Raw genomic sequence first — 20,323 nt, forward strand, 5'->3', positions numbered from 1 at the left:
CCGCCTGATTTTCGAGCGCGGCGACAGCCGAGGAAGCATCCATGGACAGCGCGCGCTACCACAAGGCGAGCATCGGAAACCGCTTGCTTCAGCCGGAAACGCTCATGCTGGGCTACGGCTACGATCCGACGCTGTCGGAAGGCGCGGTTAAGCCGCCGGTATTTCTGACGTCGACCTTCGTGTTTCGAACGGCCGAAGAGGGGCGCGACTTCTTCGACTATATGGCCGGCCGTCGTGCGCCGCCGGAAGGCGAAGAATCCGGACTCGTCTATTCACGGTTTAACCATCCCAATCTCGAGATCGTCGAGGACCGATTGGCGATCTACGAGCACGCCGAATGCGGTCTCGTCTTTTCCTCCGGCATGTCGGCGATCGTCACCACGCTTCTCGCCTTCGCGCGCCCGGGAGAAACGATCCTGCGCAGCCGCCCGCTCTATGGGGGGACGGAAGTTCTCATCGACAAGACGCTGGCGCCGTTTGGATTGACCGGCGTCGGCTTCACCAATGGGCTCGACGAAGACAATATCCGCGCCGCGGCCGCGCGCGCGATGGACGTCGGACGCATCGCGATGATCTTCATCGAGACGCCGTCCAATCCCATGAACAGCCTCGTTGATATCGCGCTGGTGCGACGTATCGCCGAAGACATCGCAGAAAAGCAGGGCTCAAGGCCGGTCATTTGCTGCGACAACACGCTGCTCGGCCCGGTTTTCCAGTCGCCGCTCCGGCACGGCGCCGATTTGTCGCTCTATTCGCTGACGAAATATGTCGGCGGGCACAGCGATCTCATCGGCGGCGCGGTCGTCGGGTCCTGCGCGCATCTGAAGATTATTCGCACGATGCGCAGCGCCATCGGCACGCAGCTCGATGCGCATTCCTGCTGGATGCTTGGCCGCTCGCTTGAAACATTGTCTTTGCGCATGAACCGGGCGGCGGAGAACGCGGCGATCGTCGCGGAATTTCTCGCGGGTCATCCCAAGGTGACTCGCGTTCACTACCCGCCGCTGCTGCCGGCTGATCATCCCGAAAGGTTGTTGATGGCGCGCCAGTCGAGTTCCGCCGGCTCCACCTTTTCTTTTGAGGTCGTGGGCGGACAAGCCGAAGCCTTCGCCTTCCTCAATCGGCTACAGATCTTCAAGCTGGCCGTCAGCCTCGGCGGCACCGAATCGTTGATTTGTCATCCGACGACCACCGTGCATTCGGGGCTCAGCGAAGAGGCCCGCCGGGAGATCGGCATTACGCCTTCGCTCATTCGCGCTTCGATCGGCATCGAACATCCGGATGATCTTATCGCCGATCTGGCTCAGGCCTTCGCTTAACGCGAAGTTAACCGTCGCGGTCGGCATAGCGGAGACTGCGCGCTAGGGCCTGTTAATCGCTCGCCGCAGACATATCTAATTTCCAAGAGACTTTCGTGGTCATAATCGAGCTGAGACTGGACAATGAGAGTAGCGAAGGAAGTGCGAGACGACCGAACCGTTCTGAGCATCCAGGAGGATCGCATCGATGCGCACAACTCCGGCGAGCTCAAGGATTTGGTGCTCAAAACGCTCGAAGGCGGCGCTAAAAACGTCGTCATTGATTTGGCGAGAGTTCAGTTCATCGACAGCTCAGGGCTCGGGGCGCTGCTCTCCGGCTACAAGAATGCGAGCTTGCGCTCCAGCGGGTTCGCTTTGGCGGGTCTGCAGCCGCGTGTCAGGTCGATGTTCGAACTGACGCGACTGCACCGCGTTTTCGACATCTATCCAAGCTTGCAGTTGGCGCTGAGCGCGTGAGTCCGCGAATGGGGTGGGCGGTGATCGAGATGTGCGAGACATTCGTCAATCTGGACATCGTCGTTCCCAGTCAAACACGATATTTGCGCCTCGTCGGCGCGATCGCCGAGCAACTTGCGAAGGAGCTGGACGTTCAGGAGGACACTCGCGACACCCTGGCTTTTCACCTCAATCTTGCGCTAACCGAGGCCGTCGCCAACGCCATTCAGTACAGCTCCGCGGCAAAGTCGACCGACTCTGTGCGGATCTGCTTCTCAGTGGACGACGCCTATCTTTCCGTCCGGGTTTTCGATCACGGCGGAGGTTTCGACCTTGCTGCTCTGCCGTCGCCCGAGTTCGATGAACTTCGCGAACGCGGCCGGGGCATATTCTTCATTCGCTCTGTGATGGACTCTGTTCAATATCACAAGACGGATTCGGGCAATGTTCTCGAAATGCGCAAGAAGATCGCCTAGCTGATGGTTGCCCGTGCTTCGCTCTCCGGACACATTGACGTTTGAGACGCCCCGCGTCGCGGACTGGGATTCCGTGGTGCGGGATTTCCTCCGCCGCGCCGGGCGCCGTTCTGGGCTGAATCTTTCCGGCGAGGCGCTTGACGCGCTGCCCAAAGCCTATCGCTATCTCGTCCCGGCGCGGCGCGCCGCGCGCGATCTGGCGCTGATTGCAGCAGCCAACCAAAGCGGGAACGAGATCGTCGAATTGCGTCCGCTGCCAGGCCCCGGAGCGGATGTAGGCCGATATGAGGTTCGGCTGATCGGCGCCAAAGACCATGCGCTCGATGAACTTCTGCCGATGCTGCAGAACCTCGGACTACGCGTCGAAGATCAAATTCAGTTCGCGCTCAATCTCAGCATCGGCCCGCGGTTTATTCGAAGTTTCATCGTCGAGCCCTCCATGGGCGGCGGCGCGAGCGTCGCACGATCGCACGGTCGATTGTTGGCGGCGCTCAAAGCCGTGCTTTCAGCCGGGGTTGAGAGCGACGCCTTGAACGGCCTGGTCTTGGTCACGGAGCTTGACTGGCGGCAGATCGATCTCTTTCGCGCCTATAGCAACTACTATCAGCAGCTCGGTCTGCGGATCGAGCGCACGCGAATCTATCGCGCGCTTTTGCACAGTCCGGCGGCCGTCCAACTTCTCTATCGTTACTTCGAAGCGCGGTTCAAGCCGGATGGCGACGGACGCGACTCCTTCGAGATCGAGTTGGAGTCGCTCACGCCGATCAGGGCTCAGCTCGTCGACGTATTGGACAGGGTCACGGACGGCGGCGACGATCGCATTCTTCGCGATCTCTTCAATCTCATCGACGCGACGGTGCGCACCAATTTCTATTTTTGCGGCGACTGGGCGCGGAAGTTCATTTCTCTAAAGATCAGCAGTCTGGGCGTGTTCAATATGCCGGCTCCAAAGCCGATGGCGGAGATCTATGTTCATTCCACTTCAATGGAAGGCGTGCATTTGCGGGGCGCCAAAGTCGCGCGCGGCGGAATCCGCTGGTCGGACCGGCCCGAAGACTTTCGCGGCGAAGTCCTGGCGCTGATGCAGACTCAGATGATCAAGAACGCCCTCATCGTGCCGCAGGGCGCCAAGGGCGGCTTTGTTCTCAAGCTTCCCGTTGACGACGCATCGCAGCGGCAGCGCCTCGGGAGGGAGGCATACTCGCAGTTCCTGCGCGGCCTTCTCGATCTCACGGACAATCTGAAGGATTCAAAGATCGTCAGGCCGCCCGCGCTCGTCGCTTATGACGGCCCCGATCCTTATCTCGTCGTCGCGGCCGACAAGGGCACCGCCTCCTGGGCCGATGTCGCCAATGAGATTTCGCACTCCTATGGCTTCTGGCTCGGCGACGCCTTCGCGAGCGGCGGCGCGCATGGCTATCATCATAAGCGACTGGGCATTACTGCGCGCGGCGCCTGGGTCTGTGTAAGACGGCACTTCCATGAGCTCGGTCGCAACGTCGATGCGGAGCTGATTACGGTCGTCGGAGTCGGCTCCATGGATGGCGACGTCTTCGGCAACGGCATGCTGCACACGCCGAACATTCGGCTGCTTGGCGCGTTCGACGGTCAGTACATCTTCATCGACCCAAACCCCGATCCGCTCATTTCCTTCGCCGAGCGACGCCGTCTGTTCCAACTGCCGCAGTCGACGTGGCGGGACTATAACCCGGCGCTGCTTTCACACGGCGGAGGCGTCTATCGGCGCGACGCCAAGGATATCCCGCTGAGCCCGGAGGTGCGCGCGTGGCTGGGCGTGCGGCATAGCGCGATCGATGGCGAAGCGCTGGTCCGCTGGCTCTTGATCGCGCCCGTCGATCTGTTGTGGATGGGCGGGGTCGGCACGTATGTCAAGGCGAGCTCGGAGACGAATGAGAGCGTTGGCGATCGCGTTAACGACGGCGCGCGCGTCGATGCGCTGCAGCTTCGCGCGAAGGTCGTCGGCGAGGGCGCCAACCTCGCCTTCACGCAGCGGGCGCGCATTGAATACGCCCTGAGAGGCGGACGGATCAATACCGACGCGGTCGACAATTCGGCCGGCGTTGATCTCTCCGATCACGAAGTCAATTTGAAGACTCTGCTGCACACGCGGCCGGACCAACACACGCCAGACGTCGAGGATCCCGATCGCTTGCTCCAATCCCTCACCGAAGAGGTTTGCGCGTCCGTACTGCAGGACAACGACCGACAGAGTCTTTGCCTATCGCTGGACCGCGCGCGGTGCCGCATCAATCTCGATCCATTCATGGACCTCGCGGAGCAACTGGAAAACGCCGGCTATATCAATCCTGCGGCCGAGGCCTTTCCGGCACGAAAGGATGTCTCGGCGCGCGAGACGAAAGAGTTGACGCGACCGGAGCTCGCCGTGCTGATGGCCGGTTCGAAGTTGGCGCTGAAGCAGAGGCTGCTGGAAGACGAGGCGTTTCTGCAGGGGTCCTGGTCGTATGAATTTTTGGCGAGCTATTTCCCAGAATATTTGCGGTCTCATTTTTCGGAGCGGATCAGGAGTCATTCACTCGCGCGGGAAATCGTCGTCACGGTGATCTGCAACAAGGTCGTCGATCAGGCGGGAGTTTGCTTCCTGCTGCTGGGCGAGGGGCTGGTCCCAACTCTGCTCAGCTATGCCGTCAAGCTCTATCTTTCCTTCGATCGAATCTTCGAGGGCGATCGATGGCGCGCCAGTTTTCGCGAAAGCCGCGAATTGGACGCCGCGCGCCAGTATGCGCTGCTTCTCCAACTCGAAGACGCGCTGGCGTACATGTGCCATTGGTCGATGCGACGTGGGCATCGGCTGAGCCCCGACGACGAAGACATCGAGCGCTGGCGTTCCGATCTGGGCGCCTATCGTGAACGCGTGGGCATGAGCGAGGCGCAGGGCGACCAGTCTGTGGCGGCGCCCTATTTCGATCGGCTGCGGAATTTTCCTTTTCTTGTCGCGCTTACCCGCGAATCGGGAGCGGACATGCGGGTCGCCGGGGCGTATTTTGATAAGGCCGCCAATCTGTTTGGACTGCAAAAGCTTACCGCCCTTCTCGCGGATGTGAAGCCAAGAGACCTCTGGGAGCAGCAGTTGCAGGCCGCGCTCGACGCGCGAATGCGGGATGCGTCCGCCCGCATCGCGTCCATGCAATTGCTGAGCGGCATCGCCGACGCGCGGGCTTTGTTTCGAAACGTCGGCCTGGAGTTTCGCCTCGCCGGGCTTGAGCGGCTGGCGTTCAAACTCGAGGCGTCGCTCTTAACGACGCTGACGCCCTTCGCAGCGTTCGTCGCCGAGCTGAACGCCCTGGTCGACGCGTGCGACGCCGCTTATCGCAGCCGCTCGGCGGAGGGCGCGGAGAGGGCGCGAAAGCCAAGGCGCGCGTCCTCGGAAGCAGGAGCTTCGTAGCGCATGGAAACGGTCGCGGCCGATCGCGCCATTCTCGACGCTTTTGATGAAGCTATTTGCATCGTCGAATCGTCGGGTGCCCTGCGATCGATGAACCGAGCCGCCGAACGTCTCACGGGCTATCGCGAAGGGGAGCTTCGCGGCCAGCCTTTCTTTCCGCGGGTTCTCGCGCCAGACGCCGATGATTTCGAGCCTTCGTCGCCCTCGCTGCACGGCCGCCAGCGGCTGTCTCTGCGCATTCGGCGCAAGGATGGACCAACGCTTGACGTTCGCTGCGAGATCGACCCGCTTTCCGGCAATGGCGATGGCGGATCGTTGCTCAAACTTCGTTCGCTCGACGGGCCGAATGAGCCCGATGCGCTCGACGAGACGACGAAAAAGCTCGAAACCATCTTCGGCGGCATGGTCGATGGACTGGTCGTGATCAATGAGGCCGGCGACATCTTGCTCTTCAGCAGAGGCGCGGAGAAGCTGTTCGGCTACCACGCCGAGGAAGCGCTCGGAAGGAACGTCAAGCTGTTGATGCCTTCGCCCTATCGCGAGGCGCATGACCGTTATCTTGCCGCCTACAGGCGAACCGGCGTCAAGAAGATCATTGGCGTCGGCCAAGAGGTCGTCGGGCGACGCAAGGACGGCACCACCTTCCCTATGTATCTGTCGATTGGCGAAATCTGGCTCGAAGGAACGCGCTACTTCGTCGGCGTGACGCATGATCTGACGCGGCTCAAGCGCGCCGAGGATAGGCTGCTGACGCTTTCCGCCGCCGTCGAGCAAAGTCCGATCGCGGTGATGATCACCAATAAGCACGGTGAAATCGAATATGTGAACAGCCGCTTCGCCAGCCTGACCGGCTACCCGCCGCATGAGCTCATCGGCCGGAACCCGCGGATGCTTCAATCGAAGCGGACCGAGGGCGATCAATATCGGCGGCTTTGGGAGAGCATTCGCGCCGGCGTTGAATGGCGCGGACAGATACAGGACAGAAGAAAGGACGGCGAGCTCTATTGGGCTTCCGAAATCGTCACGCCCCTGCGCGACGCGAATGGCGAGATCACCCATTATCTCGCCATGCAGCAGGATATCACCGAACAGAAGCGCGACAAGGAGGCGCTGTTCGAGAGCGAACAGCGCTTTCGGCAGATCGCCGACATGGCCGGCGATTGGCTGTGGGAGCAGGATCAGGACGGCCGCTACACTTATAGCAGCAGCGCCGTCGAGGACGTGCTCGGCATGACGCCCGAAGAGGTTCTCGGCAAGACCTATGTCGATCTCTTCGCCAAGGAGAGCGCGGAAGACGCCGCTCTCAAGACGGCGCCGAGTCCGATCGCGCTGCGACGGGCCTTCCATCGCGTCGTCAACCACTACCGGCACAAGAACGACGGCGACGTCTTCACCGAGTCGACCGGCGCGCCGATCTTCGACGAAGGCGGCCGACTGGTGAAATGGCGGGGCGTCGACCACGACATCACCTCGCGCAAAAAATTCGAAGACGCGCTGCGCGTGCGCAATCGCGCCATCGAATCCGTCCCGATCGGCATTGCGGTCTGGGATGCGCAGGCGCCTCGCGTTCCGAACATCTACGTCAATCCGGCGCTGAGCCGGATCACCGGCTTCACCCGCGAAGAGCTGCTCGGGCACAGCCTGCATCTGTTGCGCGGGCCGGAGACGGACCCTGCGGCGCTCGAGGAAATCCGCAACGCCATCGTGCATCGCACGAGCTGCCAGGTGGTGGTGAAATTCTACCGCAAGGATGGCGTCTCCTTCTGGGACGAACTCTCCATCTCGCCGGTCGCCAATGAGGCGGGGCGCATCACCCACTTCGTCAGCGTTCACGCCGATATTTCCGATCGGCGGCGCGTCGAAGAGAATCGCCACGAACTCGAAATCGCCAAGCAGATCCAGCTGTCGCTGCTGCCGAACGCGCCGTTGCGCACCCCGCATATGGAGATCGCCGGAATCTGCGTGCCGGCGACCCATGTCGGCGGCGATTATTTCGACTATTTCGAAAATTCCGGCGTGATCGATATCGTCATCGCCGACGTCTCCGGCCATAGCGTCGGCGCCGCGCTGATCATGACCGAAGTGCGCAGCACGCTGCGCGCCGAAACGCGAAAGGCGACGAACGCATTAACCGGGCCGGCGGAGCTGTTGCACGACCTCAATGAGCTCCTGCACGAGGACCTGACCGCCGCGGACCTCTTCATCACCATGTTCTATTGCCGCTTCCTGCCGCGCACGCGCACCTTGCAATACGCCAACGCCGGCCAGAACCCGCCGTTGCTGCTGCGCGCGGAGGGCGCCGTGTGCGTGCAGCTCGACGCCGACGGCCTGGTGCTCGGCGTCATGCGCGCGGTCGAATTCAAGGAGGGGAGCATCGAACTCGCCGCAGGCGACAAGCTGCTGTTCTACACCGACGGAATTACCGAGGCGCAAAACCGGCAGGGCGACTTCTTTGGACTCGAGCGCCTGTCCGCCGCGTTCATGCAGCATCGCAGCCTCTCGCCGCGAGACCTCATCAAGGCGGTGCTCGCCGACGTGCGCGCCTTCCGCGGCGAGGCGCCGGCGTCGGATGACGTCGCCATGGTGGTGGCGCAAGTGTGCTGACGTCGAACGATGAACTCAAGGATCGACGGTCAGAACTTTCCCAGCCTTGTTCGCGGCGATCCACTTATTCAGTTCAGTGACGTGACTAAGCTCTTCCGCGACAAACTCCCTGGCGAGGATCTTGATCTCGGGGTCGGACGTCGTGTCGAGAACGTGCTGGTAATATTTGAGGCCCGCGGTCTCGGCGTCGAGCGCGATCTCAAGCGCCTGTTCGCGTCCAATAAACGGATCGGCGGCCCAGATCGCCGCCGTCTCCGGGCTCTCCAATCCGGGCCACACGAACTCATCCGGCTTCATCTTTGGCAATTCACGAAAGCCGCCGCGGGCCTGCGCCTCGGCCAGATGCAGTCTGGAGTAATCCGCCAATCGACGAAACAGTTTGCCGACTTCGCGATTGCCGCCTGACTCCATGGCGTCGGCCAATTGCCCGTAGCGGGTCGCCGCTTCGAATTCGAGATGGATTGCATAAGCGAGAAATTCCTCGACCGATTCCATGTCTCCCCCTCGCTCGCCGAGCTCAGATTTGTCAGCGAGCGGCGGCCAAAAAAGGCCGCCCCCGCCTCAAGCCGATTGTCAGGCTTCTCGCTCAAGCGTTGGCGCTTGGCGGGTTCTTTATGGTCCATTCTTCGCGCGTGATCCAGGCTTCGAGAATTTTGACGTGCTCGGCCTCTTCCTTGACGAATTCCTTCGCCATCGCTTCGATTTCCGGCGATTTGGTTTTGGCGGCCACGGCTCGATAGAACTCATAGCCTCGGCGTTCGCCCTGCAGGGCGGCCTTCAAGCCGTCGAGCCGCGACAGCGTTGGGTCGGCGGCCCAGATTTCCGTGCGTTCCGGGGTCGCATGATTGGGCCACACGTAATCGGGCGGAATGACCGCCGCGAGGTCGATCGATCCAGCGCGCTTCTTGGCCTCGGCGAGATGCAGGCGTGAAAAGCCGGCGAGTTGCCGAAACAATTTGGCGACTTCCGCATTGCCGCAGCTTTCCATCATGCCGGCGAGTTCATCGAAATGTATCGCCGCGTCCTCTTCGACCTTGACGGCGTAACCCATGAATTCATCCACCGTGGAAATCTCGATGCCGCCCGTGAAGCGCTTGGCGGCATGGGTGATATGGGCGCCTTGCGCCGGCAGCGTCTGATCGCCTTCGAATTTGACGAGGATGTCCTCGTTACGGACGAAACATTGGCACGCCAGGCGATAGCGCGGCGGCATGTCGTTGACTTCGGCGGCCTCGATCTCGGCTTTGCTGATCTTGCCGAGCTGGCGCAGCATCTCCTTTTCCTTCTCGGTCAGCGCGATGCCGTATTTCTGGTTACGGCTGAGATGCGTGACCTCGACGAGGCAGGAGCCGCATTCGCCGTCCTGACAGTCGAAGGGAATGGGAATTTTATGCGCCTTGGCCACCGCCAGGATCGTGCCGCGGTCTCCAGCGATCGCATAGACAGTAACGTCGCGTGCAAGGACGGGGGATGAGAATGTCACATTAGCCACTGTTTTTGCTCCTTTTGTCTGAACTCAGACATGTTTTGGCGTTTAAGGGGCAATCCGGGTCTAAAAGTAAGCTCACCGGAGTTATTCTAAGCGGCAGCCCGGCCCGTTATCTTGCCAGAGACTTTGCAAAGCAGAAATCTCGCCACGCAATACGACGCGCTGGAGGACGCATTGTCGCACGCGTGCGGTATTACTGATGCGATGGCGACGAGGCTGACGTGAATCCGATCGTCGCGCCGCATGGCGACTCGCCAAGGCGGCGCTGAAAGTGCGCTGACAAGGCGCGCCAAGTACCGGGCGAGCAGGGGGCGCGCGAAGACATCCCGCCGCCGATAAGGCGCGGGGGGCGAGCGGTCCGGGACGCCCCGGCCATCGCTGGCCGCAGCGCAAAAAATTGTCTTCGACGGCCGGTTTCTCCCGGACACGGATCGCGTCGTCTCGCCGCCTCCGGGCTGAGGGAGCCGCTCCCCATCGTTCGGGTAACCGACGCCTGCGCCATCCTCGGATATTGTGGTCCGGGCTTTCAAAGCCTGCACATGAGGTTCGCTCAGCCTTGCGGCTCTTCGAAGTTCTCATGCGTCTCCGCGCAAAGGAGAGAAGCCCAGACCGGCGACGCGCCGCCGGATCAGGGAACGAGGGTCGTTCGTCCCGCCGGATCCGTCCTTCGCCGGCGCCGCTCGACCCTGAGCCGCGCCCTCGCTTGACGAAGGCGGGCGGAGGATAGGAATTTATTCCAGGAATGTCAAGAGGCGCTCGGGAAGCCTGCTCACCGCGTCATGGCCGCGCTTGTCGCGGCCATCCACGCGACGACGTGCTGAAATGTGAGAGTATGAGCCGAACACGCCTTTTCGGCGTGAAACGCTTCGCGATGTCCTGGCGTGGATGGCCGGGACAAGCCCGGCCATGACAACTGAAAATGAGCTAAATAAACCTGAGTTCCGAGCCGTGCGTGGCTGAGCAGGCTGCAGCTTTCGAAAATCAATTCGCATCGGCTGGGGACGATAACGCCGGCGATTTCAAATGTGGCTCGCGGGCGAGAACGGCGCGACAAGCTATGTTTTGCTGAAGGGCGCATGCTTCGAGACGGCGCCTTCGGCGCCTCCTCAGCATGAGGAGGCGAGTATGATGGCGCTGTCCAGTGTCATTCCCGACAGGCCGAAGGCCTGATCGGGAATCCAGAGCACATTCGCGAATGATCGGCATTTTCTGGATTCCCGATCGCGCGCGATGCGCGCGTCGGGAATGACACCCGTGTCAAAATTCAAACGCGCGCATCGGGAATGGCCAGGCTGCGCAACGCAGCGCTTGGGGGAAGCTGACAAAGCGTCATTCCCGACAGGTCAAAGGCCTAATGGGGCAACTTTGCTTTTGTGTTGAGGGCGTCATTGCGAGGAGCGCCGCGACGAAGCAATCCAGAAGCGCTGGCGGATTCTGGATTGCTTCGCCTGCGGCTCGCAATGACGACTCCCATGGCGGTCATGCGCGATCGGGAATCCAGAGCAAATTCGCAAGTGATCTGCATTTTCTGGATTCCCGATCGCGCGCGATGCGCGCGTCGGGAATGACACCACCGCCTATCGCCAAAAGCGCGCGTCGGAAATGACATCGCGGCATGCGCCCAAGCGCGCGCGTTGGAACGACAGGTTGACCTGTGCTTCCAAACGACAGCGACGGTCCCGCTAAACCTCTTGACGCGCCGCTTGCGCAGCCAATTTCACCCTCATGTGCCCGGCGCAAGCGAGGGTAAGGCAATGGCGATTTATCGTGTACGCGAAGTCAAATTCATTGAGACAGAAGGCGGCCATGTGAAGCTGAAGCCGCTGCGTGAATATGAGCGGGAATCCTCCGATCCGGCGAGCGTCATCGCCGAGGTGAGCCGCTTCTTCGAGATGGAGCTCTCCAGTCCCAAGGCGCTCGACGTCGTCGATTTCGACGAGGTGATCGTTCTCGACGAAAAGGGCGCGGTCATCGCGCGCTTCGGCGTCGCCGACTTCTGGGAAAAGGAGTGGAACGCCGTCGCCGCTAAAAGCGACGCCGCGCCGATCGCGCGCTCGGCTTGAGGCGACGCTAGTCGCAGGCGCCTTGTGAGCCTGGAGGCTCGCGGTCCAAGGCGGCATCAAGCGCGGCGCTTCCCGGACGGCGAGCCTCCAGGCTCGCATGGTTGCGAAGTAGCCCCGGTGGGCGCGTTTCATTCGCCGCCGGCTTAAGGGGATTCGCCGCGAAACGCCGCTTCGACCGCGGCGAGGTCGATCTTGCGCATGCCAAGCATCGCCTGAAAGGCGCGGCCCGCCGCGGCGCGGTCGTCATCCGTGAACATGCGCGGCAAGGCTTCCGGCACGATCTGCCAGTGGATGCCGTAGCGGTCTTTGAGCCAGCTGCATTCGATCTCGGCGCCGCCGCCCGCGAGCAGCTTGTCCCAAAGCGCGTCGGTTTCGCGCTGATCCTTGGTCATCACCGAGATCGAAAAGGCTTCATTGTGGCTCGGCTCGCGGCCCATGTTCAGCGCCTGATAGGGCGTGCCGGCGAGGGTGAAGGAGACGAGCAGCGCCGGCCCGTCCGGCTGGAGGCGGAACACGCCTTCGAACGCCGAGTCGGGAATGATCGAGACATAGAAGCGCGCCGCTTCCTCCGCCTGATCCTTGAAGGCGATACAGGTTCTGACTTTCGACTGCATGGCTGCTCCTTTTTTCGTGTCTGTCATTTCCAACGCGCGATCGGGTGAAGGTTTCCTCATCCTGAGGAGCGTGCGGCGCACGCGTCTCGAAGGACGAGGAAACCTTCATGCGCGCCTTTAGGCTCGCCCTCGTGCTTCGAGACGCCGCCTTCGGCGGCTCCTCAGCATGAGGGCGAAGTTGGGCGGTGATGCGAAAGACTCGACAAACGCAATAAACGTTGATATCAACATAAGGACGCCATGTCAAAGAAGCTCCCGATCGAGGTCGTTCATGAGGTTCGCGACGCCTGTCTCTGCCTTGCGACGCAGCGCGCGGCGCGCACCCTCGCGCGGCGCTTCGATCGCGCCTTCGCGCCGCTCGGACTCACCAATGGCCAGTTTTCGCTGATGATGATGCTCAACGCCCCGCAGGCGCCGACGCTGGGGCGACTCGCGCAGGCGCTCGCCATGGATCGCACGACGCTCACCGCTGCGCTGAAATCCCTGGAGCGGCGCGGGCTCGTCGAAACGCGTCTTGACGAAAAGGACCGCCGCGCGCGCAGACTGTTTTTGACAAGCGCCGGCGGCGACCTGCTCGCCGCCGCGCTGCCGATCTGGCGTCGCGAACATGCCGCGCTCGACGCCGGGTTTTCGCCCAGCGAAGGACAAAAGCTTCGTAAAGCGCTGCGCATATTAGGGGCTGAAACTCAAACCGAAGGAAAGGACGTCAAAGCATGAACGCCAATGTCGAGAAAAATCCCGCCTGCATGCGATCGATCACGCCGCATCTCATTTGCGCCGGCGCCGCCGACGCGATCCAATTTTACAAGAAGGCGTTCGGCGCCGAAGAGATGATGCGCATGCCCGGACCCGACGGAAGGTTGATGCATGCGGCGGTGAAGATCGGCGACTCCATGGTGATGCTTGTCGACGAAATGCCGGAATGGGGCGCGCTGGGACCGAAGTCGCTCAAAGGCTCGCCCGTCACGATTCATCTCATGGTCGACAATGTCGACGAGGTTTACGCGCGCGCGGTGGCTGCAGGCGCAACGGCGAAAATGCCGGTCGCCGATATGTTCTGGGGCGACCGCTATGGGAAAGTCGTCGACCCCTTCGGCCATGAATGGTCGATCGCGACGCATGTGCGCGACATGACGCCGGAAGAGATGATCGAGGCGGGGCGCGCGGCGATGGCGCAGGGCTGCGCCGAGGCGACGGCCTGAGGAAGTAAGCGGGCCGGGAAGCCGGCCCGCTTGGTCTTAGCACAATCAAATTCCCGCGCCGTGATCGAAGAGCTCGATCCGCGCTTTCGCCTGCGTGATGTTGCTGCCGGGCGGAATGGAGTGCGTGAGCCAGACGTTGCCGCCGATCGTCGATCCGCGGCCGATGGTGATGCGGCCGAGAACCGTCGCGCCGGCATAGATCACGACGTCGTCTTCGAGGATCGGATGTCGCGGCTTGCCTTTCTCGAGCGCGCCGCTTTCATCGACGTCGAATCGCTTCGCGCCAAGCGTCACCGCCTGATAGAGCCGCACATTCTTGCCGATGCGCGCCGTTTCGCCGATGACGACGCCAGTGCCGTGATCGATGAAGAAGCCCTGGTCGATCTCGGCGCCCGGATGAATGTCGATGCCGGTCTGCGAATGCGCGATTTCCGCGACGATGCGCGCCAGCATCGGAACGCCGAGTCGATAGAGCTCATGCGCCAGCCGGTGTTTGATCAAGGCGGCGACGCCGGGATAGCAGAAAATAATCTCATCGAGGCTTTTCGCGGCCGGATCGCCGGCATAAGCCGCACGGATGTCGGCGTCGAGCAGCATCCGCACGCGCGGAATCGCACGCGCGAAGGCGTCGACGATGTCCGTTGGGCGCAGCCGCGTCTGTTCGTCCGACGCATCGCTCGGGAAAAGCGCGAACTCGCGCCGGACCTGTTCGCGCAGGCCCCCAAGGCACGTCTTTAGCGTCGACGCGATGAATTCGTCGGTGCTGTCGAAGGGCAGTTCGGGCGGTCCATAATGCCGGGGATAAAGCGCTGCAGTGATCCCCTCAACGATCGACGCCATGACGAATTTCGACGGGAGCTGCGGCGGCGCGGCGTTTCCGTAACGTTGCGCCTGCGACGCTCGGCGCAGCGCGCTCAAGGCGGAAACGATCGCGTCGATGTCGTGGTCCTTGGAAAAAAACTCTCGCAGCATCGTCATCTTGCTTTCGCTCGCCGATGGGTTCCGACCCCTGGCTTGACCATAAGATATGTATACTCTATAGACAAGCTATAGTAAGCGAGTATCGGCGTCGAATGGCGCGGGCCGCGTGGAGCTATCTTGTCGAGGGAAGAGGATTAATGACCGCAGAACCTGAAGTTCGCCGAACATTGAGCGAATCGGCGGCCCGCCAGCTCGCCAATGCGACGAAGACGCGTCCGCAATGGTCGGGCATCACGCCGCGCTGGCTGGTGTCGTTCTTGCCCTGGGTGCCGGTGGAAGCGGGCATCTATCGTCTCAACCGGGTCAAGGAGGCGACGGCGCTCAGTGACGCCGACGTCCAGTGCAGCCCGGCGCGCGACCGCGACGCCGACCTGCCGGAGACCTTCGTCGACTACGAGGATGCGCCGCGCGAATATTCGATGAATGCGGTGACGACGATCCTCGACGTGCAGACGCGCGTCTCAGATCTCTACAATCATCCTTACGATCAGATTCAGGAGCAGGTGCGGCTCCTCACCGAAAAGGTGAAGGAGAGGCAGGAAGCCGAACTCATCAACAATGCCGAATACGGCTTCCTCGCCAATGCGCATCCGGCGATGAAGATCAGCGCGCGCACCGGCGCGCCGCAGCCCGACGATCTCGACGACCTCATTGCGAAAGTCTGGAAGGAGCCCGCCTTCTTCCTCGCGCATCCGCGCGCCATCGCGGCGTTCGGGCGCGAATGCACGCGTCGCGGCGTGCCGCCGCCAACCGTGACGCTGTTCGGCTCGCCCTTCATCACCTGGCGCGGCCTGCCGCTGATCCCCAGCGACAAGCTCTATGTCGATGAAGCGGGCAAGACGAATATTCTGCTGCTGCGCACCGGCGAGAAGAAACAGGGCGTCGTCGGCCTGTTTCAGCCGGGCGTCCCCGGAGAAGTCGCGCCGAGCCTGTCGGTGCGTTTCATGGGAATCAATCGCAAGGCGATCGCCTCGTATCTCATCTCGCTCTATTGCTCGGCGGCCGTGCTGACGCATGACGCGCTTGGCGTGCTCGAAGATGTCGACGTCGGCAAATATCACAAATATCCCGACGAATATGCGTGAGTCCCTATGGGATCGGCGCTGAGCGCGCCGATTCTCCGTCACCTGAGGTGTGCAATACATGCCTACTGCGCCGCAGACGCCGCAATTAGTCGACTTCCCCATCGATGGCCTGCCGTCTAAGGAGGCGTTCACGCATCATGACGCCGCCGCGCCCGACGCGCAGATCATCGCGCATATGGCCAACGCCTTCTTTGGCGCGCTGCCCCATGCGTCGCTGCCGACGACCGGCGCCGTGACGCAGCAATCCGGCGCGTCGGCGCTTGCCGGCGCCTTGCCCGCCGTGACGCCCAGTCTGACCGATATTCCGGCGCCGTCGATCGTGACGAGCGTCGCCCCGCATGCGCCGGCGCGCGCGCCTTTCGGTCCCATGGACTTTCCGCCGACGACGATTCCTTCCGTTGTCCCGACCCCGAATGTCCCGGCGCCCTCGGCGCCGCAGACGTTGCATTCCTCGACGCGGCCGTTGGGCCTCGCCGACATTCCGCAGCCCGGCGCTTCGCTCGGCGGCGCGACATCATCGGTCCCCGGCGAATTGGATTACAGCGAGCCGACGCGCCGCCTTGCGCAGGAGTTCTCGCTCGTCGACAACGACGCGGCCGCACGACCGGCAGGCGACTATTATTTTCTTCCAACAGCGCCGGCGCCTGGACCCGCAGAGCCCTTGCGCTATGAAACGCGCGCGCCCTCAACCGGCGCGGGCTATGGCCATCCCGACCCCTTCTCGCCGCAGCAGACGAGCGGCGCGATGCGTGGCGACGAACTCGTCTCGCGTCACTCGCAAGGCGGCGCGACGCAGGGCGCCTATCCGCTGCATCCGGGGGAATTCGCCCAAGGCGGCGGCGCGTCCGATTATGCGCATAGCGCCGCGCCACACTCGCCGGGCGCCGGCGGTCGCGAGATCCATGGCGCGGCGCAAGCGCCCTATGGCGATAGCGTTTACGCGGCGCCTCGGCAGGGACGCCAACCCGAGAAAACCGTCGCCACGCGGCATCTCTTCGATCCCTATCGCGTCAAGCGCGACTTCCCGATCCTCAATCAGAGCGTCAACGGACGACAACTGATCTGGCTCGACAACGCCGCGACGACGCAAAAGCCGCAGTCGGTGATCGACCGGCTCGCTTATTTCTATGAGAATGAAAACTCCAACATTCATCGCGCCGCGCATACGCTCGCGGCGCGCGCGACCGACGCCTATGAGGAAGCGCGCGAGAAAGTCCGCCGCTTTCTGAAGGCGCCCAACGTCAAGGACATCATCTTCGTGCGCGGCGCGACGGAGGGCGTCAATCTCGTCGCGCAGAGCTGGGGCCGGCGCAATGTGCGCGAGGGCGACGAGATCGTCGTCTCACACCTCGAACATCACGCCAATATCGTGCCGTGGCAGATGCTGTGCGCCGAGAAGGGCGCGAAGCTGCGCGTCGCGCCGGTCGACGACCGCGGCGCGCTCATTCTCGAGGAATATGAGAAGCTCCTGGGCCCGAAGACGCGGATCGTCGCGGTCTCGCAGGTCTCGAACGCGCTCGGCACAATTACGCCCGTCCAGGAAATCACGGCGATCGCCCATCGCTACGGCGCCTGCGTGCTCGTCGACGGCGCGCAATCGGTTTCGCATATGCCGGTCGACGTCCAGTCGATCGGCTGCGACTTCTTCGTCTTCTCCGGCCACAAAGTGTTCGGCCCGACAGGCATCGGCGTCGTTTACGGCAAGGACGCCGTGCTCGAACATCTCGATCCGTGGCAGGGCGGCGGCAATATGATCGCCGACGTGACCTTCGAAAAGACGATCTATCAGGGCCCGCCGGAGCGCTTCGAGGCCGGCACGGGCAATATCGCCGACGCCGTCGGGCTCGGCGCGGCGCTCGACTATGTCGAAGCCATCGGCATGGAGGTGATCGCCCGTTACGAGCACGATCTTCTCGTCTATGCGACCGAAAAGATGACGACCGTTCCAGGACTGACCCTCATCGGCACGGCGCCGGAGAAAGCCTCGGTGCTCTCTTTCACGCTCGATGGACACGACTCGCAAGAGGTCGGCAAGGCGCTGGACCGCGAGGGAATCGCCGTTCGCGCCGGACATCACTGCGCGCAGCCGATCCTGCGCCGCTTCGGCCTCGAAGCCACCGTGCGCCCGTCGCTGGCCTTCTACAACACATGCGCGGACGTCGACGCGCTGGTCAGCGCGCTGCTGCGGCTGCAGACGGGCAACGCCTTTTAGCCAGCGTTTGTCGAGATGAGCTGCTTAGTCGTTATCGAGCCTGTAACAGGAAAAATCGCGATCGGTGAAGCCGGTGCGCAAGTCTTTCAGATCGTAGCGGTAACCCGGCGGATAAGGGAATTTGCAATCTCCGGCGTAGCTGGGGGGACGCGCCCTTCCATACCAGCCGGGCGGGCCTGGATGATATCCCGGGGACTGAGCAAAGGCCGAGCCCGCCGAGGCGCTGATCAGCGTCAAGGCGAAAGCGCCGGCGAAGAGCTGTCGCGTCCTGGCTTGCATTGCGCGCCTCCCGTCGAACCCTTAGATGCGAGAACAACCTGGCGTTTTGTGGGATGTTCCGTCCGCATGGCGAGCGCCGCCATTTTTGCGGGCATTTTCTTCACTGGCGCCACGCGCGCGGCAAGGGACTCCGCCCGCTGGCCCTTTCGGCGCAACTCGTGTAGGCCATCCGGTGAATGAGCCAGGAAACCGAAGGTAAAAAGCGCGGCATGTTCTCCCGCCTGTTTGGCGGCGGCCAGAGCGCGCCCGCGCCCGAAGCGGCGCCCCAAGAGGCGCCCGAGCCGGCGCCTGAGGAGGAAAAGCGCTCCTGGTGGTCGCGCCTGTCCGGCGGCCTCTCGCGGACCTCGCAAGCGATCACCCAGGGCGTCGCCGACGTTTTCACCAAGCGCAAGCTCGACGCGCTGACGCTCGAGGAGCTCGAAGACGTGCTGCTGCGGGCCGATCTTGGCGTGGGCGCCGCGACGCGCATCACCGAGGCGGTCGGCAAGGCGCGCTACGAGCGCGACATCGAGCCCGAAGAAGTGCGCGAAATCCTCGCGCGCGAAGTCGAGCGCGTGCTGGCGCCGGTCGCCGAAGAGCTCGTCGTCGACGACAGCAAGACGCCCTTCATCATCCTCGTCGTCGGCGTCAACGGCTCGGGCAAGACGACGACCATCGCCAAGCTCACCGCAAAATGGACCGGCGAGGGCAAGACGGTCGTGCTTGCGGCCGGCGACACGTTCCGCGCCGCGGCGGTGGAGCAGCTCAAAGTCTGGGGCGCGCGGCTGGGCGCCGAAGTCGTTTCGGGCGCGGAAGGCGCCGATCCGGCCGCGCTCGCCTTCGACGCCATCAAATGCGCGAAAGAGCAGGGCGCCGATATTTTGCTCATGGACACGGCGGGCCGACTGCAAAATCGCGCCGAGTTGATGGCCGAGCTTGAAAAAATCGTTCGCGTGATGAAAAAAGCCGACGCCGAAGCGCCGCATGCGGTGCTGCTCGTGCTCGACGCCACCGTCGGACAGAACGCGCTGCAGCAGGTGGATGTTTTCGAGCGGGTCGCCGGCGTCACCGGCCTCGTGATGACCAAGCTCGACGGCACCGCGCGGGGCGGCATTCTGGTCGCAATCGCCGAGACTTACGGCCTGCCGATCCACTTTATCGGCGTGGGCGAAAGCGCCGACGATCTGGAGCCGTTTGCGGCGCGCGACTTCGCACGGGCGATTGCAGGGCTTGAAGAAACGTCAGAGGCGGAAAGCTAAGAGAGATGACGCAGGAAACGGCCATCGCGGCAAAAAGAAAGCTCAATCCCTGGCTGAAGCTCGCACTGGAACTAGGACCGCTCCTGCTGTTCTTCGTCGTCAACTCCAAATACGGCATTTTCGCCGCGACCGGCGTGCTGATGGCGGGCGTCGTCCTGACGCTTGCCGTCTCATGGGCGATCACCCGACATCTGCCGGCGATGCCGGTGGTGACCGCCGTGCTGGTGCTAGTTTTCGGCTCGCTCACCTATTTCCTGCACGACGAAACCTTCATCAAGCTGAAGGTGACGATCCTTTACACGCTGTTTGGCGCCGGCCTGATCGGGGCGCTCTATTTCGGCAAGCTGCTGCTGCCGATCGTCTTCGACATGGCGATCCACATTGACGACGCGGGCTGGCGCAAGCTCACCATACGCTGGGGCCTGTTCTTTTTCGCGCTTGCCGGGCTCAATGAAGTCCTGCGCCGCATTCTGACGACCGACGACTGGGTGAATTTCAAGGTCTTCGGCATATTGCCGCTGACGCTCGTCTTCGCGCTGTCGCAGGCGCCGCTCATCATGCGCCACGAAATTCGCCCCGAGGACGAAGATCCCGAATCGCATTTCTAAGGGCCGGCGTCGCGCGCCTTTGAACGCGATCGGCCGCGTTCCGCGCCGATGATTTCAAGCGCATGCGCGCCGACCATCGCGCGCGGGTTGCAATCGAGGCGCGTTCGGGCGAAGAGAGTCTTCAGGTTTATGGGGGGCTGAGTCGAATCCTTGCCGAGTCTCATCCGCTTTCTGATCATCGTCGGCGCCCTCGTCGCGATCGCCTACGGCGCCATGGTCGCCCTCGTCGCTTATGTGACGCCGCAACCGCGCCAGATGACCTATACGATCCCGGCGCAGCGGTTGAACAAGTGA

18 protein-coding genes are annotated in these 20,323 nt (G+C 62.6%); 13 read left to right on the plus strand and 5 right to left on the minus strand.

Features of this window, described 5'->3' with window-relative positions; genetic code table 11:
- The first annotated feature begins 41 nt into the window (after window positions 1-41).
- The 5 genes from ACPS74_RS14190 to ACPS74_RS14210 all read left to right on the plus strand — a co-directional run bounded on the left by ACPS74_RS14190 (window position 42) and on the right by ACPS74_RS14210 (window position 8,258).
- Window positions 42-1,319, plus strand: coding sequence for a cystathionine gamma-synthase family protein (locus ACPS74_RS14190; protein WP_029648292.1), 1,278 nt, complete (start codon window positions 42-44; stop codon window positions 1,317-1,319).
- 123 nt (window positions 1,320-1,442) lie between these two features.
- The gene (locus ACPS74_RS14195; RefSeq protein ID WP_029648291.1) at window positions 1,443-1,775 is read left to right on the plus strand and encodes an STAS domain-containing protein; all 333 of its coding nucleotides are present in this window, start codon (window positions 1,443-1,445) and stop codon (window positions 1,773-1,775) included.
- The gene (locus ACPS74_RS14200; RefSeq protein ID WP_239754938.1) at window positions 1,772-2,230 is read left to right on the plus strand and encodes an ATP-binding protein; all 459 of its coding nucleotides are present in this window, start codon (window positions 1,772-1,774) and stop codon (window positions 2,228-2,230) included. The genes ACPS74_RS14195 and ACPS74_RS14200 overlap by 4 nt, the downstream gene beginning before the upstream one ends.
- Window positions 2,231-2,306: 76 nt before the next feature.
- Window positions 2,307-5,654 carry an NAD-glutamate dehydrogenase domain-containing protein gene (locus ACPS74_RS14205; RefSeq protein ID WP_244471395.1) on the plus strand — a complete coding sequence of 1,116 codons (3,348 nt, stop codon included), beginning with the start codon at window positions 2,307-2,309 and terminating at the stop codon, window positions 5,652-5,654.
- A 3-nt stretch (window positions 5,655-5,657) separates the two neighbouring features.
- A complete protein-coding gene (locus ACPS74_RS14210; RefSeq protein ID WP_029648288.1) occupies window positions 5,658-8,258 on the plus strand; it encodes a PAS domain S-box protein in 2,601 nt (866 codons plus the stop codon).
- A 15-nt stretch (window positions 8,259-8,273) separates the two neighbouring features.
- Here the strand turns inward: ACPS74_RS14210 and ACPS74_RS14215 are convergent, their stop codons facing one another.
- Both ACPS74_RS14215 and ACPS74_RS14220 read right to left on the minus strand, forming a co-directional pair.
- Window positions 8,274-8,753 carry a ferritin-like domain-containing protein gene (locus tag ACPS74_RS14215; protein ID WP_029648287.1) on the minus strand — a complete coding sequence of 160 codons (480 nt, stop codon included), beginning with the start codon at window positions 8,751-8,753 and terminating at the stop codon, window positions 8,274-8,276.
- 91 nt (window positions 8,754-8,844) lie between these two features.
- Window positions 8,845-9,750, minus strand: a complete 906-nt coding sequence (locus tag ACPS74_RS14220) for a ferritin family protein (protein WP_026222778.1) — start codon at window positions 9,748-9,750, stop codon at window positions 8,845-8,847.
- 1,751 nt (window positions 9,751-11,501) lie between these two features.
- On the opposite strand from ACPS74_RS14220, the gene ACPS74_RS14225 reads away from it, so the two are divergent.
- A complete protein-coding gene (locus ACPS74_RS14225; protein WP_029649674.1) occupies window positions 11,502-11,810 on the plus strand; it encodes a hypothetical protein in 309 nt (102 codons plus the stop codon).
- A 143-nt stretch (window positions 11,811-11,953) separates the two neighbouring features.
- Here ACPS74_RS14225 and ACPS74_RS14230 read toward each other — a convergent pair whose 3' ends face one another.
- Window positions 11,954-12,424, minus strand: coding sequence for a VOC family protein (locus tag ACPS74_RS14230; protein WP_029649677.1), 471 nt, complete (start codon window positions 12,422-12,424; stop codon window positions 11,954-11,956).
- Between the two features lie 240 nt (window positions 12,425-12,664).
- Between ACPS74_RS14230 and ACPS74_RS14235 the strand changes: the two genes are divergently transcribed.
- Both ACPS74_RS14235 and ACPS74_RS14240 read left to right on the plus strand, forming a co-directional pair.
- Complete coding sequence (locus tag ACPS74_RS14235) at window positions 12,665-13,141, plus strand: MarR family winged helix-turn-helix transcriptional regulator (RefSeq protein ID WP_029649679.1); 477 nt, start codon at window positions 12,665-12,667, stop codon at window positions 13,139-13,141.
- Window positions 13,138-13,626 (plus strand): VOC family protein, encoded by a 489-nt coding sequence (locus tag ACPS74_RS14240; RefSeq protein ID WP_029649680.1) that lies wholly within the window; start codon window positions 13,138-13,140, stop codon window positions 13,624-13,626. The genes ACPS74_RS14235 and ACPS74_RS14240 overlap by 4 nt, the downstream gene beginning before the upstream one ends.
- 45 nt (window positions 13,627-13,671) lie before the next feature.
- Here ACPS74_RS14240 and epsC read toward each other — a convergent pair whose 3' ends face one another.
- Window positions 13,672-14,604, minus strand: coding sequence for a serine O-acetyltransferase EpsC (epsC, locus tag ACPS74_RS14245; protein WP_051381743.1), 933 nt, complete (start codon window positions 14,602-14,604; stop codon window positions 13,672-13,674).
- A gap of 140 nt (window positions 14,605-14,744) precedes the next feature.
- Between epsC and ACPS74_RS14250 the strand changes: the two genes are divergently transcribed.
- Entirely contained in the window at window positions 14,745-15,692 is a 948-nt protein-coding gene (locus ACPS74_RS14250) for a family 2A encapsulin nanocompartment shell protein (protein ID WP_239754933.1), read from the plus strand.
- Window positions 15,693-15,750: 58 nt separating this feature from the next.
- Complete coding sequence (locus tag ACPS74_RS14255) at window positions 15,751-17,904, plus strand: family 2A encapsulin nanocompartment cargo protein cysteine desulfurase (protein ID WP_029651605.1); 2,154 nt, start codon at window positions 15,751-15,753, stop codon at window positions 17,902-17,904.
- 24 nt (window positions 17,905-17,928) lie between these two features.
- On the opposite strand, the gene ACPS74_RS14260 is transcribed toward ACPS74_RS14255, so the two are convergent.
- The gene (locus tag ACPS74_RS14260) at window positions 17,929-18,183 is read right to left on the minus strand and encodes a hypothetical protein (RefSeq protein ID WP_029651604.1); all 255 of its coding nucleotides are present in this window, start codon (window positions 18,181-18,183) and stop codon (window positions 17,929-17,931) included.
- A 176-nt stretch (window positions 18,184-18,359) separates the two neighbouring features.
- Here ACPS74_RS14260 and ftsY point away from each other — a divergent pair, with 176 nt between their 5' ends.
- From ftsY to ACPS74_RS14275, 3 genes are all read left to right on the plus strand, one after another.
- The gene (gene ftsY, locus ACPS74_RS14265) at window positions 18,360-19,421 is read left to right on the plus strand and encodes a signal recognition particle-docking protein FtsY (RefSeq protein WP_029651603.1); all 1,062 of its coding nucleotides are present in this window, start codon (window positions 18,360-18,362) and stop codon (window positions 19,419-19,421) included.
- A gap of 5 nt (window positions 19,422-19,426) precedes the next feature.
- Complete coding sequence (locus ACPS74_RS14270) at window positions 19,427-20,029, plus strand: septation protein A (protein WP_029651602.1); 603 nt, start codon at window positions 19,427-19,429, stop codon at window positions 20,027-20,029.
- A gap of 150 nt (window positions 20,030-20,179) precedes the next feature.
- Window positions 20,180-20,323 carry a hypothetical protein gene (locus ACPS74_RS14275; RefSeq protein ID WP_029651601.1) on the plus strand — a complete coding sequence of 48 codons (144 nt, stop codon included), beginning with the start codon at window positions 20,180-20,182 and terminating at the stop codon, window positions 20,321-20,323.

The sequence above is a fragment of the Methylocystis sp. SB2 genome (assembly GCF_049817085.1).
GTDB classification, from domain to species: domain Bacteria; phylum Pseudomonadota; class Alphaproteobacteria; order Rhizobiales; family Beijerinckiaceae; genus Methylocystis; species Methylocystis rosea.